General features: G+C 53.6%; 13 protein-coding genes. 10 read left to right on the forward strand and 3 right to left on the reverse strand.

Annotation, left to right across the window (positions count from 1 at the left end; translation table 11 throughout):
• Positions 1-85: 85 nt before the first annotated feature.
• Positions 86-1,654 carry a TnsD family Tn7-like transposition protein gene (locus J3B00_RS02350; protein ID WP_209863097.1) on the reverse strand — a complete coding sequence of 523 codons (1,569 nt, stop codon included), beginning with the start codon at positions 1,652-1,654 and terminating at the stop codon, positions 86-88.
• Between the two features lie 693 nt (positions 1,655-2,347).
• Here J3B00_RS02350 and J3B00_RS02355 point away from each other — a divergent pair.
• From J3B00_RS02355 to J3B00_RS02390, 8 genes are all read left to right on the forward strand, one after another.
• A complete protein-coding gene (locus J3B00_RS02355; RefSeq protein WP_245362471.1) occupies positions 2,348-3,310 on the forward strand; it encodes a hypothetical protein in 963 nt (320 codons plus the stop codon).
• A gap of 83 nt (positions 3,311-3,393) precedes the next feature.
• On the forward strand, positions 3,394-5,310 hold the full coding sequence (locus tag J3B00_RS02360) for a transposase (RefSeq protein ID WP_209863100.1): 1,917 nt from the start codon (positions 3,394-3,396) through the stop codon (positions 5,308-5,310).
• Positions 5,307-6,656 carry an AAA family ATPase gene (locus tag J3B00_RS02365; protein WP_245362472.1) on the forward strand — a complete coding sequence of 450 codons (1,350 nt, stop codon included), beginning with the start codon at positions 5,307-5,309 and terminating at the stop codon, positions 6,654-6,656. The genes J3B00_RS02360 and J3B00_RS02365 overlap by 4 nt, the downstream gene beginning before the upstream one ends.
• A 248-nt stretch (positions 6,657-6,904) precedes the next feature.
• Positions 6,905-7,891 carry an ImmA/IrrE family metallo-endopeptidase gene (locus tag J3B00_RS02370; protein ID WP_209863104.1) on the forward strand — a complete coding sequence of 329 codons (987 nt, stop codon included), beginning with the start codon at positions 6,905-6,907 and terminating at the stop codon, positions 7,889-7,891.
• A complete protein-coding gene (locus J3B00_RS02375) occupies positions 7,892-8,533 on the forward strand; it encodes a hypothetical protein (protein ID WP_209863106.1) in 642 nt (213 codons plus the stop codon).
• Positions 8,534-8,944: 411 nt separating this feature from the next.
• On the forward strand, positions 8,945-9,265 hold the full coding sequence (locus J3B00_RS02380; RefSeq protein ID WP_034111071.1) for a transposase: 321 nt from the start codon (positions 8,945-8,947) through the stop codon (positions 9,263-9,265).
• Positions 9,262-9,597 (forward strand): IS66 family insertion sequence element accessory protein TnpB, encoded by a 336-nt coding sequence (tnpB, locus tag J3B00_RS26505; protein ID WP_232893846.1) that lies wholly within the window; start codon positions 9,262-9,264, stop codon positions 9,595-9,597. Before J3B00_RS02380 ends, tnpB begins: the two co-directional genes overlap by 4 nt.
• Positions 9,598-9,660: 63 nt before the next feature.
• The gene (locus J3B00_RS02390) at positions 9,661-11,196 is read left to right on the forward strand and encodes an IS66 family transposase (protein ID WP_209863109.1); all 1,536 of its coding nucleotides are present in this window, start codon (positions 9,661-9,663) and stop codon (positions 11,194-11,196) included.
• A gap of 27 nt (positions 11,197-11,223) precedes the next feature.
• Here the strand turns inward: J3B00_RS02390 and J3B00_RS02395 are convergent, their stop codons facing one another.
• Positions 11,224-12,159, reverse strand: coding sequence for a serine protease (locus J3B00_RS02395; protein ID WP_209863112.1), 936 nt, complete (start codon positions 12,157-12,159; stop codon positions 11,224-11,226).
• A 224-nt stretch (positions 12,160-12,383) separates the two neighbouring features.
• Between J3B00_RS02395 and J3B00_RS02400 the strand changes: the two genes are divergently transcribed.
• Positions 12,384-13,007 carry a hypothetical protein gene (locus tag J3B00_RS02400; protein ID WP_209863115.1) on the forward strand — a complete coding sequence of 208 codons (624 nt, stop codon included), beginning with the start codon at positions 12,384-12,386 and terminating at the stop codon, positions 13,005-13,007.
• A 548-nt stretch (positions 13,008-13,555) separates the two neighbouring features.
• The gene (gene cfaB / locus J3B00_RS02405; RefSeq protein WP_209863118.1) at positions 13,556-14,740 is read left to right on the forward strand and encodes a C17 cyclopropane fatty acid synthase CfaB; all 1,185 of its coding nucleotides are present in this window, start codon (positions 13,556-13,558) and stop codon (positions 14,738-14,740) included.
• A 7-nt stretch (positions 14,741-14,747) separates the two neighbouring features.
• Here the strand turns inward: cfaB and cls are convergent, their stop codons facing one another.
• Positions 14,748-16,187, reverse strand: a complete 1,440-nt coding sequence (cls, locus tag J3B00_RS02410) for a cardiolipin synthase (RefSeq protein ID WP_209863121.1) — start codon at positions 16,185-16,187, stop codon at positions 14,748-14,750.
• Positions 16,188-16,260 lie beyond the last annotated feature (73 nt).

Raw genomic sequence — 16,260 nt, forward strand, 5'->3', positions numbered from 1 at the left:
CTTCTTCTGGCAGATTGCTGCCCTTCGCGAGAGACCGCTTCGGGTCGATGACGATTATTGGCTAGTGGCCAGCAAAGGGCATTGGCTAGATACCATGGAGAAGTTTCCTTGCCTTAGGATACCGAGCTCGTTTTTCAAGAGCTGCACTTAATCGAGGGATACGAAGAAAAATTTCCTCTTTCGAATAGCCAGGGGCGAGCTTACGGATCACCCGCTCGATCGACACACAGAGTTGCTCATCACGCATAGCCCAATCTAGTTGTCTTGGTTTGAACCGCTCTTTAGGCAAGCGGGAACACTGTTCCGCTAGCCAGCCTCTATCATTCCTGTAAAGCCATGCATAAGAGTTTGGAAGCAACGACCGAATTCGTTTAGCCCCAAAATCTGGATTATTTCTAACAGTCGATTGCCATATTGTGCAATGCTTTTCGCGCAATTCACAAAAGCGAACGTCAGACCTCACTTTTTTTGTACGAGGATTGGTGCGAAGAAGTCTATTTATGGTAGATATTGAAATCCCGAATTTAGTCGAAATATTGTGGTTCTCAACCCCTTGTTGTAGCTCCGCGAGTATAAGGTTTTTAAGGGCAGTAAACATTTTTTTGGGTTTTGGTTTTCCGGTAGCTACGAAGAGATTATCTTTCTCTCGACGATCAGTAATATCATTTTCGGCCGTAGGAAAACTGTTGCAAACCAATTCATCGAACTTAGAAAGTCTGTTTCTGTATGCGTTTATAAACTCTTCAAAGCCTCCGAAGAGCCACTGGATCAGGATTAGGTGCTTAAGTGGATGCGAGTGTCGACGAGGGCGGCGGAGCATCTCGTCCATATAGGCAGCCGCCTCTTGGGAAGATGATGGCAAAGAGAAAAACGGCCAAAATTGACGAAGATGTACGCAAAATTCTGAAAATTCGTGCGATGACTCGGCTCTCTCAGATCCGAAGGAATCCACGGTAGTCTTGTAGACTTGGGCGACAATAGAGGAATCGAACTTGCTATGTTTTCCATATTCAGCTAATGAACGTGCTGCGTTTCCCAAGTCTACGATCACGGATTTGACGTTATCCCTCACCGGGGGCCAAGCAGGCTCTATCAGTTCATCTTCACTCGGCACCGCCCATTTGAACTGCCTACTCCACTGCCGGTTGGTCGTTGATTCTCTCAGCAGGCAACCGTGCTTGGGGCATATTAAAACTCCCGGATATTGATGCGATAGATGCCAGTACGACATACCGTAGGTAATACGATCATCAATTAAGCAATCCAGGCACGCCCGTAACGGATGTTCACCTCCAAAGCGTCCAGCAACCAGTCCAATTTTGTACTTAATGGACCCCAGCTTCGAGCCAGACAGTGAAGCCACAATAGCTTCTTGGCAGCGTTCCGATTGGAACGGAAAGAATAGGGGGATGATCGTACGGTCAGAAATAATCTTCTCAGCACTCCCCCACGCTATTTTAGCATCTGAAACCAAACTTATTAAGTTGCTTGGAAAATCATGCGTATAGTGGGTTGGTTTGGTTTCGAAAAGTTGCGCTAGCGTGTCTATCGCTGATCGATTACGCAAAAACACATGTTGGCGACTCACTATGCTAAAGAATGTCTCATCATCTAGCCAGTTGAGAAATGGAGGCGGGCGAATTATTGGTTTCATGAGCTGCTCCTAGGCTTGAGCAACACGATAGCTCTGGCATTTAGGTGCAGAAAATAATGATTGGAAATTTCAAAGGTAAATTTTACAATTAACGGTTTTGTCGCTCGCGAACTGTTAACCGTTAAAGGTTAATTATGTGCATCTGGCCGCTCTAGTTCGGGCCTTAGATGGGTTTAGACCAGTCCGTCAGCGGTGTCGGGTAACCTTTCCTGACGTTACAGAAAATTAAAGTTTAGAGCTCAAATATATTGCCAGGTTGTTTTTTTCGGCAGTAACATATTCTGTTTCAAGCGAAACGACTCCAGCGCGTACCCTCGCTTAATCAGGGTGCATGCGGGAGGTTCAGGAAAAAGCTGAAGTGGGTCAGCGGTGACTGCTTCCCGCTACGATGTGCACAGAAAGGAATTTGAATGAACGCAGGATAAAGCAAAGCGTTATCAGTCAATAGACAAAGGCCCAAGTGCGACCTTGGGCCTCTGTGGATAAGTCAGAATTGACCGCTGACTTTTCCATTGTCTATCCATAGCTGCAGGACGTCAAGTCCCGCACGTATTCGCTCGTCCACAGGAAAGTAGGCGTTATCCACAATCGGATCATGCCTGGAACCCCCGCAGGACAAGGGGTTTGCTGATGCCCGTTAAGTTATCCCCAGACGGGTGGGCTTAGCGAACACCGTGAAATTGGAAGGCTAGGATGAAAGAAAAGGACAGATTTGACGTCATCATGAAACGTCAAGCCGGGTTCCAATGGGGCGATTTTTACGTTCCATCTAGTTTGGCTGTGCCGCGAGAAGCACCCCGAGGGTCTCGTGCTTCCAGGCTGTATAGCCACAAGCTGATCCGAACAGTACACGCGCTCTCGGCGCCGGAGAGGGTGTTCACACAGCTTGCGCTTCACCACCCCAACCTATTTGAACTCCATGAACAGAAGATGCTGTGGCCTGTAGATGCTCCTCATCCATTGCAAGGTCATCCACAGACGAAGGGGCAGCTTCTCCCACCTCTACGTGGCACCGTTTACATCGCGGCAGAAATTGGCTTCAAGCATCACGCCATCATCGTCACCGATGAGTGGGGAGAGCGCATTAGACAGCCGTACCCATATTTAGGTGACCTTTTACTGTACCTGGAGAACGATCAAGGCCGCGCCTACGCCATCAACTGGACCGTCAAGGATACCCGACAGGCTTTTGCTGAACGCAGGGCTAGGTCGCCCAAGACACCTGTCCAGCGGAAAAAAGACCGCGAGCATGCACAGCTCCGAGGCCGCTTGGAGCGCTTGTATTACGCCAGTGCCGGTATCCAGACCATTGAGGTCGCTAAGGACGAGATTCCTGCAGCAGTCGAAGCGAACCTCGACCTTCTATTCAATATGCACGGCCTGCCGGTATCCCTAGATCAAACACTGTTGGAGGATTTCGCTTGCGCAGTCCAAGCAGCTGTACGTGCTGGAGATCCCCTGAACTACCTGGCAATCCGCTACGGCAGGCGCTGGGGGAATTCTAGTCACTTCATCGCAAAGATCTATCAAGACATCTGGGAGCGGCGAATTGTTGTCGACTTCAACAAACCTATTTTGATAGATCATCCGCTCAACACGGACGGGCCAGATCTGCTCGATCAATTCAACTACCTGTTCGAGGATTTTCAGGGATGAGTCCGGGGTCTAAAATCTTAGCCCCCGAGGGATTCCAATGTCTCAAGGTTGGGCGGACTTACCATTTTCTTATCAGTGACGGTATGCGCAGTCGCGTGCATTTGGTTGAATTCTTCTATGAGAATCAACGGCCTGAGGCACGACTGATTACTTTGAGACAATTCGAGTTCGAAGAGGCCCTGGAAAATGGATGGCTAGTGGAAGATGGGCTTCCCGCTACACTGCCCCCTTGGCTTGAGGCTATCGAGGGTAAGCCAGTATGGTATTTAGAGCAAAAAAGAGTTTCAAAGAAAAAGAGTTATGAATCGTATGTAAATCATCGTTTCGAAATGATCTCTGACCTTATTTTGCGCCGAGATAAGGTTCTTGCCGAAGAAAACCCGGACGTCGAGATTAACCGCGAAGCGAAAAAGCTAAAGCAGGCCCCTGCGAGGCTCCGAGCGTGGTTTTATACTTATCTTATGTACGGCCAAAATAGATGGGCTTTGGTCCCGAACTTTCTTAGTAACGGCCGGCACAACCGAGATACACCTGAACGGAAAACTAAGTTAGGACGTCCCTCAGCCCACGGTAGTCGCCATGGGTACCATTGCAATGAGGCAATGAAAGGGAAAATCCTTAAAGGATTTTTGAATTCGAATGATTCCAGCCTAACGCAGAATGAAATCTACAGCGACGTGCTAAAAAGCGAATTTGGGTGCAAATCTAAAAAAATCGGTCCAGACAACTACGAAATCTCTCATCCCCAAGGCGAGCCCTTCCCCTCATTTAATCAATTCATTTATTGGGTCAAAAAGCAAATTGATCCTAAACAGCTGAATATAGCACTTAAGGGCGAACACGGCGCACGTGAAATTTCTGGTTCTATAGGTAAGTTCGACGAAAAGCTTTTAAATGTGTATCAGCGCGTTGAGTTCGATGGCTATTACATTAATGAGAAGCTTCAAGGGCTCACTGAAGGTTGTGCTGTGGACAGCTATTGTGTAGTTCGAGCACGCTGCGGCATGTCTGGTTATATTTTGGGCACGGGTTTCTCAGAGGGTAAAGAGAACATGGCCGCATATATGGCGACCCTATTCTGCATGGCCATAGGCAAGGTGAGGTATTGTGAGCTTTTTGGGCTGACCATCGATGCAGATGAGTGGATCAGTGAGGGGCTTTGTAGCGGCATAGTGTTCGATCGGGGTCCTGCTGCCATGTTCGAATCCGGTCCAAATGTTAATTGGTTAAAATCGGTAGAATTGACGCCAACTTTTTCTGGCCAATCGAAAGCAACGATCGAGTCCTCGCATCCTAAGAAAAAGAAAATTAAAGGTAAGCCCGCACATCACCATAGCGATCATAATTTTGTTCAGATGGCCAAGCGAGAGATTCTTCGAGCAGTAAAGGATAATCATTCTTTAGGAAAAATCAATCTCGAGGATGAACTAGTCCTCGCTGGCGTACCGCCCACACCTCACGGGGCTTTCAGCTATTGGGCCGCACTTGGTAGAAACTCGGCAGTCACAATGCACTTTGATACCGCTGTGAGAAGTTTTTTGGTAAAGCATCCAGTGACTATACGTAAAGATGCCGTATATTTATATGGGCGTAAATATAGATCGAACGAACTGGTATATACCGGGCTGTTTGACTCCGTTGCCAGATACGGCGTAATTGAATCCGATGCTTATGTCCTGACAATGTGTGTTCGTCATATTTGGGTGGATATCAAAGGTCACCTTTATCAATTAGATGTTATTCGCACAGTCCGCTCTGCGTCGGGCCTTGAGGATATAACGCTGAACGAATTGCAGCAAATCGATAAGTTGCGTCAAGACGGCTATTCTGCTCACCGTCGCCAAGCGGCTGCGCGAGGTCAATACTTTATGGATAGGCATGAAGAGGCAGTTGGTTTGGAGTGGCATGGTGGGCAGACAAAATCTGGAGCGGCTCCAAAAGGAGCAAATTATAAACAAGCCATGGAAGCCTATAATATTTTCAGGGGAGCAAAAAAATGAACCCCACGATCGATTCACGTTTTCTTGGTTACCTCGATAGAGAAGGTATCCGTGACCGGATCACTGTACGCCCTCAACCGGTAGACGATTTACAACGTTATCGCCAGCTTGGGGCGAATGTGCTCTCCAACCAGCTGAAGAAAATTTACCTGCCGACCCAGTTTTCCCTCGACTTTATTCATGAAATGATCGGTTTAGCTAACCTGCATCACAGTGAGATTTTTTCCGACCAAGTTACTTATAACACCAGAATCTTTGCGCCGCCCATGAGTGAAAATTTTCCTATCTGTTTTACAGGCCTGGCGGGTGTCGGGAAAAGCAGGACAATCCAGGCTTTGCTTAGTGCCCTACCGCCTCCGGTTGATTTGTCCTGTGATCTATTCCAAGGGGTAGTCGAGCTCAATTCGTTTTGGTATGCAAGCGCACGGGGGAAATCTAGCGGAAAACAGATCCTTCTAGATTATCTGGTGGCTAGCGGACAAGATCGCCGTAAAGCTAGTTATGCGACCGTGACAGAGCTATTAGACGCATGTCGGGGCATCGCCAATCGCAATGGCGTATCATTAGCTGTCCTGGACGAAATGCAGTTTGTTTCAACTGGTGAAGGCGCTTCCAAAGTTACGGACATCTTGATCAATTCAACCAATATCGGGATGCCATTGATTTTCGTTTCGAACTACAGCTTGATTCATAAGCTTAAGGACCGAAACAGTGAGGACACGCAGCGTCTATTGGCTGAGCCTCGCATCATGCTGCCAGATGATCCTACAAGCCAGGATTGGCTCGACTACGTGGGAGAATGCATCCGGGTCAGCGGTGACCGAGTGGATGCAGACCTTGGTGAGTTTGCGGCTGAGCTGTACAGATCTACTGCCGGGCTCAAGCGGCTGGTAATCCAGCTGCTCAAGCATGCCTATATGCATAGCTTCAATGCCGGTAGAGATAGGATTCGAATGGTTGATTTATACGATGCCTATCGCTCAAGTCATTATACAGTCAGCGCTCGCATGGTCGAAGATTTACAGAAACTGACTATCAGTCAAGGAAGTTTAAGGAATCATGCTGACCTCATGTGCCCTTTTGTTATCCCCGAAGAATTCAAGCCCAGCGTGGTGAGCCCAATTGATACGAAGCGGGCAGAGAACGTTCGGAACCAGGTTATCGATTCAGCGCTCACTCCACAGGAGGTCCGAGCGCTTGAGGGTCTTTTAGACGAAGGAGCGTGTGCTTCAAAACTGCCTCAATCGCCACGAGCAGCGATCCCTCCCAAGGCATCTGCTAGTGATTTGGTAAGAAACTTCGGCAAGCATGTGGAGAAGGTGCGCTCACCGACCAAGCCGAAGTGATGCCTGATCAGTAGGCCTGAGAGCGACGGGAGCTTTATGCCTGAGCGTGCTGTCCAATCCTCCAGATAGGAAGGTTTGCTTCCAAATGAGATTTGATCGAGTGCGGCATTCATGCCTCCTTCAGGCAATCCCCTATGGGAATACGGATCGGAATGCTATCATTTTGATCATGTAGGTGACTTCCCAAACCAATTGGGCCGTCTAACCGCCATCATTTCATCCGCACGTTCACCCAAGGAGGGCTGATCATGACTGACATTCAAAGCATCTATTCCGCCCTCCACAGCTATGGCCTGTCCAAGAGAAATCTGGCGAGTCTTATGCCTGAGTGGTGGTCGGCTGAAATTGAGGCGACTCCCGGGGCAGCTCAGCGAGCCAAAATCTACCTGGCCAAGGCGTTGAGCCTTCAGATAAGGGCATTCAGCGAGAATCCCCCTAGGGTGGCTTTCGATCTGCCTAACGAGAAGCGGTTCAAGCTCTCTGCCAAGACCTCGGAAGACGACGTTGCGGTAGCAGTTGCGTTAGCGAAGAGCGCTTCCCGAATTGCTTTGAATGCGATGGACGGAGACTATTCACCGCTTCCTGCGAGCGCAGCGCAAATTCGCGCAAGCATACTCGCCAGCGGTGCCTCATGGGTTGGCCTGACGCAGATTCTGGATCTGTGCTGGGCCAGTGGGATTCCTGTCCTCCATTTGGCTTCTCCGCTGCTTGGACGTAAGAAGATGGATGGCATCGCCATGTCTATTAAAGGCAGGCCTTCCATCGTACTGTCGAACGTTCGAAAACAGGGGTTCCTGTTGTTCCACCTTGCTCATGAACTGGGTCATATCGCATTGGGGCACCTCTCAGAAAATGGTGCAATCGTTGACGATGAGATCAAGAACCATGAGTCTGAAGAAGGGCGGAATCATCAGGAAATTGAAGCCGACCGATTTGCCATCGAGTTGCTGACTGGTAACGCGGATACCCGGCTGGCGCTACCTGGGTTGATGAAGGCTCGGCCGCTTGCTGATACTGCCATCCGATTTGGAAGGGAGCGTCAAATTGATCCGACCCATGCTGTGCTGAACGTTGCCCACAACGCTCCCAAGCTCTTCCCTCTCTGCGTGAGTGCTGTGAAAGAGATCTCGGGGCAGACTCCTGACCAGGATGTGGTTCGTGGACGTGCGCTCGGCAATTTGGCGGACGGATTGGATCCGGACAGCGAGCACCTGCTTCGGAACCTTATCGCATAAATGATCGTGCTCGCTGACAATGATGTCCTGGTAGCACTGGCCCAATGCGATCTCGTCGATGAAGCGTTGACAGTGCTCAATTGCAGCTTTGCGGACTGCTATGTGCTTGGCGAGGCGCCGTTTTCCCTATACCTGAACAATCCAGGCAAGTGTCTGGATAAGCGGCTGGGGAACCCGTCAGCGTTTGATCGGCTATGCCAGATGGTCGACTCATGTCAAAAGCTGGGCGCCGCTCAAGAGAATATCGATCTACTTGAGCAACTGATGGTCCTTGATGGCGTTCATGACGGTGAGCTGCAGCTCACCCTCCACGCTGAAAATCTGCACTCGCAAAGCAAAAATTTCACCCTGACCACTGGGGACAAGAATTTTCTCAGCGCTGTCTATGAGTCTGACTGTGAGCTCGCCAAAGCTATCCTGTATCAACGAGTGGAGTGCTTGGAGTCATTGCTGGTAAAGGCGATCGGCATTTTCGGCCATGGGCACATTACTTCAAAGGTGGCCTACGGCAAGGAAACAACCACGAATGCCAAAAAGTTCGATACCGTACTAAACATGGCCTTCGGTAATGGTCGAGCTGAACAGCACACCTTGGAATGCCTGAACAATTACATGCCAGCGCGAAGATTTTTGCGCCCGTGATACTTGCAAATCCGCCCACCCTTGCGGATTGCCTGGTTGCTACCCTTTCGAATTTGTCGCAAAGACAATCCGGACGAGTCAGAGAATCGTCCGGATTTATGCGCTTGCCGGCATCTCTAGCGACCGGTGGTTTCGGTGCTGGTCTTCGATGCGCAGCTGAGAAATGCCGGGGAGTAATCCCTCAAGCCGGGCAGCATTGGCTAAGCCGACATCCAATTTTTTGTACCCACCTCATTTGAGATTTTCCGGATACTAAAAGGTTGTCCCAAGGTGTCGCCTGCCTTTGCAGCCTGTTCGTCTGAGGCATGAACGTAACCGTCCGGCGAACTCACCTTCCGAACTCCAGCTTTAAGGGCGATGGTGTCCGCGTATTTTTAAGCGGACGCGATCGCCCTTATCGCCAGGATTTCCATGCGCCAACGAAGCTCTTATCCGAAACCGTTCAAAGCCCAAGTCGTTCAGGAATGCCTGCAACCTGGGGCCACTGTCTCAAGTGTCGCCATCAGCCACGGCATCAATGCCAACGTCATCCGAAAATGGATGCCGCTCTATCGAGACCAGCCCGCAGCGACTTCACTACCGGCATTCGTCCCGCTAAAAGCCGTACCTAAACGGCCAGCCGAAGCGTCAGTGATCATCGAGTTGCCCATGGCCGGCCAAGTGATCACAGTGAAATGGCCAACCTCAGATCCCGAGGGCTGCGCGCAATTTATCCGGGCTGTCGCTCAATGATCCGCATCGATGCAATCTGGCTGGCCACCGAGCCGATGGATATGCGCGCCGGCACCGAAACCGCATTAGCCCGGGTGATCGCAGTGTTCGGTGCGGCGAAGCCGCACTGCGCCTATCTGTTCGCCAATCGTCGGGCTAACCGGATGAAAGTACTGGTGCACGATGGCGTGGGCGTCTGGCTTGCGGCGCGGCGACTGAACCAAGGCAAGTTTCACTGGCCCGGAATTCGCCACGGCTGCGAGGTCGAACTCGACAGCGAACAACTCCAGGCGTTGGTACTGGGTTTGCCGTGGCAGCGAGTCGGTACGGGTGGCGTGATCAGCATGCTGTAATCGCCGGCCATTTGACCGGTCTGCTTGTCGTCGTTTCGGGCCTGCTCTGGCACAATCGGCGGCATGACTTTCTCGCCCAACCTCGACCAGATGACCCCGGAACAGCTCCGTGCCTTAGCGGCACAGGCGCTGCAGTTGCAGTCCCAAGTCGAGGCGATGAGCAGGAAGATCCAGAACGATGAAATCCTCATCGAACAGTTCAAGTTCGAAATCGCCCTGCTCAAGCGCCACAAGTTTGCTAAGCGCAGCGAGCAAATCAGCCCGGCGCAAGGCAGCTTGCTGGACGACCTGCTCGACACAGACCTTGAAGCTATCGCAGCAGAACTGAAACAGCTCCTTCCAGCTTCGCCACAAGCCGAGCCACGGCAATCTCCGAAACGTGCGCCATTGCCGCCGCAGTTTCCACGCACAGTGATTCGTCACGAACCCGAAGACACTCAGTGCGCCTGTGGCTGCCAACTTCAGCGCATCGGCGAAGACGTCAGCGAGAAGCTGGATTACACGCCGGGCGTGTTCACTGTCGAGCAACATGTGCGTGGCAAATGGGCCTGCCGTCAGTGCGAGATACTGATGCAGGCGCCGGTGCCGGCGCAGGTTATCGACAAAGGTATCCCGACCGCAGGCTTGTTGGCCCACGTGATGGTGGCGAAGTTTGCCGACCACTTGCCGCTGTACCGGCAGGAGAAAATCTTTGGCCGCGCGGGGCTGGCAATCGCTCGTTCGACCCTGGCCCAGTGGGTCGGACAAACCGGTGTGCGGCTCCAGCCGCTGGTCGATGCACTGCGTGAAGCCGTTCTGAACCAGGGCGTGATTCACGCTGATGAAACGCCGGTGCAAATGCTTGCGCCGGGCGAGAAGAAAACCCACCGAGCCTATGTCTGGGCCTACAGCACGACGCCGTTTTCGGCGCTCAAGGCGGTGGTCTACGACTTCAGCCCAAGCCGTGCTGGCGAACACGCGCGTAACTTCCTGGGCGACTGGAACGGCAAGCTGGTTTGCGATGACTTCGCTGGTTATAAAGCTGGTTTTGAGCAAGGCATCACTGAGATCGGCTGCATGGCCCACGCCCGTCGCAAGTTTTTCGATCTGCATGTGGCGAACAAAAGTCAGCTAGCCGAACAGGCGTTGCACTCGATCAGCGGCCTGTACGAGGTGGAACGCCAGGCGCGGGACATGAGTGATGAAGATCGCTGGCGAATACGTCAGGAAATGGCGGTACCGATCAGTAAAAAATTGCATGACTGGATGTTGGCCCAGCGCGACCTGGTGCCCAACGGATCAGCCACGGCCAAAGCCCTCGACTACAGCCTGAAACGCTGGGTAGCGCTGACGCGCTACCTGGACGATGGTGCTGTGCCCATCGACAACAACCAAGTTGAAAACCAGATACGGCCATGGGCACTCGGGCGCTCGAACTGGTTATTTGCCGGGTCGTTGCGCAGCGGCAAACGAGCAGCTGCAATCATGAGCCTGATCCAATCGGCGCGCATGAGTGGGCATGATCCATATGCCTATCTCAAAGATGTACTGACGCGGTTGCCGACGCAACGGGCCAGTGAGATCGGGCAACTGTTACCGCATCAGTGGGTGTCTGCCTAACTTACGCAAGGTGAGTTGGGCGGACGCTTACGCATGAACGCTGACTGGATCGCTCTCATTTTCGAGGAACAGTCCCCAGCAAATCTGCCACCCAGGCGCATCAAGGCTAGGTGCGAATACCTGAATCTCGTGACACCGGCCCAGATCCACGGCAAACCCTCTACCCGCATGGTCCGCGTCGGCTCGCATCGATCGGCTGACGATACCAATCACCTCGCCTGCCTGATTGAAGACTGGCCCTCCGCTCATACCCGGCGGCCAGTCGGTTTCCACCTCGAAAACCGGGCTTGGGTTAGCGGTACCGACTCCAAATGGATGTATGCCGACGATTTTGCCGTACGCCCCGTACATCCCTTCTGTGAGCAGTATATTTTGCGAGTCGGCAGTCAGTTCCGAAAGGTCCAACTCCGGATAGCCAACGGCCAGCACGATGTCGCCAACATGTGGTCGCCAGCCATTCACACGCACCTTCAGTGTGTGGGGAGGGCGGACCCCTGAGCCGAGAGGAGACGCCTGCATAATTGCAATGTCCATAGCGATCTTACGTTGCGAACCACCCCGCAAGGCTGCCATGGGATCGTCGGAATCCATATCGGGTGCCTGCGCGCTCGTGATTGGAACGAAGCAGTCATCCGGAATTCCGACTCTCCCAAAAACTATGGCATGCATGCTCAGGAAAAGGAGTGGTCTGCTAGGCGCGCTCTGCCCCCCGAAGTCTATGACATGATGAGCGGTCAGGAACGTGCCGAATTCGTTAATGTTGAATGCGGTACCCATCCCGAAGATCTGAAGCTCCGCGTCCTGCCGAAATACTGGTACTACGGCATTTCTCAGGCCGAAGGGATCTCGAATTTTGAACGGGTGAAAAGGTCTATCGGGGTCGGGGACAAGCGGACATGCCTTCTTATCCGCTTTTGCAGTTTTCTCGCAGATGGCAATCTCAAACGGTACGAAATGTTCCATGGTGCTCCTATAGGCGCTCCAGCCCACACGTCCGAGCTCCCCTTTGGATTCTCGGTGAGTTGCTCAAGGCTAAGCGGCTTTTGCCCTACGGAGCAAGACCCACGGTGGGTGAGCTATGGGGGACAAGCGGTGTTTGACATTGCTCATCGCGATTTCTTTGTAGTGGATTCAAGATTCCGCTAGCGTGGGAGGTACAGGTCACAAGCTCTCACCGAGATACCAACATGTCCCTCGCTGCCCAAAAGCGCGTTTCTCTTTCAGAATCACTTACCCGCAGTGCCGATAATTCTGCGTTCTACGCAGCTCTTACGACGGCTGGAGGGGTAAGTGACATCGGTGAGACTGCCGGCTACCGCGCTGAACCTAACTACCGTTTGATCCGCGTCGATCGCCAGCTGGATTCAGATAGCCTGAATGAGTTCGAGATCGCCTTGGTAAACGATATCGAGCTTTCCGTTATCTATTACGTGAAGGTCGGACTGATTCACATCCCGGAAGTCAGTAAACGGAATATCGCGAACCATCAGGTCTGGCGGTCGCCGAGCATGTGTCATTCAGAGGCGCTTCGCGATATCTCTCAAAAAGTGCTGCTCGGCTATATCGCGCAGCTTTATGAGCTCCTACTAGCTGACGACGCGGTCTTGGGCGACGGCAAATTCTACTGGCATCGGCAGGTGTCCCGTGCGTTGGAGCTCGGCTTTCACGTTTTCAGCTACGATGGGATAGCACGCGCGCTTCGACCGATTCCAACGCAGCGCGCGCTGAGTGATCTGGAGGACCAAGCTTGGTCGAGCGATCACCCTCGCTCCCTCCGAGCACTAGTCTCGATCTTCCCTCTACTCGAATAGAAGCTCGCCAGGTCATCGGACCTTTGCTTGTGTGGGGCTAACAACCGACGACCCAAAAAGCGGGTGAGCGCAATTGGAGATGAGTTACCGACTTTATTACATAACTCCAGCGGCATTTCACCCATTGTGCGAGGTTGAGACCGACTTTTGAGGGACGGAAAAAGTGGCTCAAAGCCGCATGAACCGGGTGACACTGATACCGACTTTAATCCTGCACATCACCGTCAGGGCAATGCCGGTCAGTAAAGACGCCGGGGGGCTGCTTTGCAGCCCTTTCGCGACACAAGGCCGCTCCCACACGGATCGTGCATGCCGCTATTTACAGGGCAGGCGCGGACATTGTGGGAGCGGCCTTGTGTCGCGAAAGGGCCGCAAAGCGGCCCCAAAACAGGCGACCTAGTCTTAACTGACCGGCATTGCCCGAAAGGGGGCTTTTTTGTAGGCGTGCCTCGCGACGAGGCTTTGCCCTTGATGGACCCCCACGGAAACTTTGCACGGATGAACTACCCTATTTCGATGACGTCCGAAATTTCCGGGAGGGTGATTCCATGCTTGCGCAACTTCCACCTGCGTTGCAAAGCCTGCACTTGCCGTTGCGTCTCAAGCTTTGGGATGGCAACCATTTCGACCTTGGGCCCAGCCCGCAAGTGACCATTCTGGTCAAGGAACCTCAGTTGATCAGTCAGCTCACTCACCCCAGCATGGGTGAACTGGGCGCTGCATTCGTCGAAGGCAAGCTGGAGCTGGAAGGCGATATTGGTGAAGCGATTCGCGTCTGCGATGAGCTCAGTGACGCACTGTTCAGAGATGACGAGGGGGCGTCGCCGCTGCGTGTCGCGCATGACAAGAGCACCGACGCCGAGTCGATCTCCTACCACTACGACGTCTCCAACGAGTTCTATCAGCTCTGGCTAGACCAGGACATGGCCTATTCGTGCGCCTACTTCAAAGAGCCCGATGCGACCCTTGATCAAGCCCAGCAAGATAAATTCGATCACCTGTGCCGCAAGCTGCGCCTGCAACAGGACGACTACCTGCTCGATGTCGGTTGCGGCTGGGGAGGGCTGGCGCGGTTCGCCGCGCGGGAGTATGGGGCCAAGGTGTTCGGGATCACCCTGAGCAAGCAGCAGCTCAAGCTCGCCCGCCAACGGGTCAAGGACGAAGGCCTGGCCAAGCGTGTCGACCTGCAGATTCTCGACTACCGCGACCTGCCGCAAGATGGCCGTTTCGACAAGGTGGTCAGCGTCGGCATGTTCGAACACGTCGGCCACGCCAACCTCGACCTGTACTGCCAAAAGCTGTTTGCCGCCGTTCGCGAGGGGGGCGTGGTGATGAACCACGGGATTACCGCCAAGCACATCGATGGCCGTCCGGTTGGGCGCGGGGCGGGGGAGTTCATCGACCGCTACGTGTTCCCCAATGGCGAGCTGCCGCACCTGTCGATGATCACCAGCAGCATCTGCACAGCTGGCATGGAAGTGGTCGATGTCGAAAGCCTGCGCCTGCACTACGCCAAGACCCTGCATCACTGGAGCGAGAACCTCGAGCACCAGTTGCACCGTGCCGCAGCGATGGTGCCGGAGAAGACCTTGCGCATCTGGCGCCTCTACCTTGCAGGCTGCGCCTATGCCTTCAGCAAGGGCTGGATCAATTTGCATCAGATCCTGGCATTGAAGCCTTACGCGGATGGCCACCATAACCTGCCCTGGACGCGTGAAGACCTCTACCGCTAATCAGGCCTCAGAGGATCGGTGAGATCAGCCGCGCAATGCGCATCCCGAGTTGTTGCAGGCGATGCGTATCGCGGCTGTCTTCGGCAGTGATCTCCTTGGCTTGGGCCAAGTCATCGAGCAGCATCGCCTCGACCTGATCGGCGAACGCCCGGTCCACGGTCAGCAGGGTGATCTCGAAGTTCAGCCGGAACGAACGGTTATCCAGGTTGGCGCTGCCGATCGCGCTGACCTCGTCGTCAACCAGCACTACCTTTTGGTGGAGGAAGCCGGGCTGGTAGCGGAACATGCGCACACCAGCACGCACGGCCTCGAACGCGAACAGGCTGGAGGCTGCATAGACGATGCGGTGGTCGGGGCGCGCGGGGATCAGGATGCGCACGTCTACCCCTCGCAGCACGGCCAGTCGCAGTGCAGCGAATACCGCTTCGTCAGGAATGAAGTAAGGGGTGGTTATCCACACCCGGTGGCTCGCCGAGTGAATCGCCTCGACGAAAAACAGTGAGCAGGTTTCCTGGGGATCGGCTGGCCCGCTCGCGAGCAGTTGGCACAACACGCCGTTGTCGGGGTAGGTGTCGGGCAGGATCAGTGGCGGCAGCTGGCGGGTGGCCCAGTACCAGTCTTCAGCAAAGGACTCCTGCAAGCAGGCGACCACAGGACCACTGACTTGCACATGCGTGTCACGCCACGGCGACAGCCGCGGGTTACCGCCGAGGTATTCGTCGCCCACGTTGTGGCCGCCAAGAAACCCGTCGATACCGTCGACCACGACAATTTTGCGATGGTTGCGGAAGTTGACCTGGAAGCGGTTGAACCAGCCCCCTCGCGTGGCAAATGCCTTGATCTGTACACCGCCCTCACGCAGCACCTGGCTATAGCTGGCCGGTAACGCATGGCTGCCGACGCGGTCATACAGAGCAAAAATCTCTACCCCTTCGGCGGCCTTGCGCAACAGCAACTGTTGCAGGGCGCGACCGATGCCGTCGTCGTGGATGATGAAAAACTGCACCAGCACGCTCTTACGAGCCGCGGCAATCGCAGCGAAAATCGCCTCGAAGGTGGTCTCGCCATCGATCAGCAGCTTCACCTGATTATTGGCGAGGCAGGGCATACGTCCGAGCTTGGGCATGGCTCGCAGTGCCGCGTAGCTGCCCGACTCGCGTGCCGTGAGGGCTTCTTCCACCCATGGCCGCCAGTTCAGACTGGCCATGGCCACATGCATTTCCTGGTTGGCTTGGCGTCGTGCCTGAATGTAGGCGTTGAATGAGCGCGCGCCGAATACCAGGTAGGGGATGAGTGTCAGATAGGGAATGAATAGTAGCGACATGGCCCAGGCAATCGCGCCCTGCGCCGTGCGCACGGTTAATACTGCATGCAGTGCGGCAATGATGCCGAGCAGATGGATGAAGCCGAGCACGTAACCAAAAAAGTAGGGGCTGTGGAAATCCATATGCATCCTGCTTGGCGAAATCACTTGTGCTAACAGACCACGTTCATGGGTAGGCGTGCAACCCAGGCGCAGA

Origin of the sequence: Pseudomonas sp. BP8, assembly GCF_017875955.1 — a bacterium.
Lineage (GTDB): Bacteria > Pseudomonadota > Gammaproteobacteria > Pseudomonadales > Pseudomonadaceae > Aquipseudomonas.